Origin of the sequence: Streptomyces fildesensis (assembly GCF_016107395.1) — a bacterium.
GTDB classification, from domain to species: domain Bacteria; phylum Actinomycetota; class Actinomycetes; order Streptomycetales; family Streptomycetaceae; genus Actinacidiphila; species Actinacidiphila fildesensis.
Window position 1 is genome coordinate 1 of record NZ_JAAIKO010000306.1, and the last position, 261, is coordinate 261.

Sequence of the window (261 nt, forward strand, 5' to 3'; positions counted from 1 at the left end):
TGCTAAACGAAGTGCATCCTGCCTCTTCTCCTCATCACCTTCATATTGACCACCTTCCCAAATTGGCCTGTAAGTGACTAGAGTAGGAAGAGGAGAATTTTTGATAAGAATTTCAAGATCATGCACGGGATTGAAGTTTCTTAAGCAATCTAGCCTGATCTCAACAATATCTGCACCAATTTTCTTTGCTTTTTGCATCTCAATCAGCATCTGATCCACTGAGCTTCCCATTAATGGCGTGCAAAGCCAGGTGGGACAACT

Annotated in this window: 1 protein-coding gene; it reads right to left on the minus strand. The window is 42.5% G+C overall.

What is annotated here, in order from left to right; all coding sequences use genetic code 11:
* Positions 1-261 (minus strand): type I 3-dehydroquinate dehydratase (locus C6N31_RS47410; protein ID WP_198359733.1); only part of this gene is annotated, 261 nt, incomplete at both ends.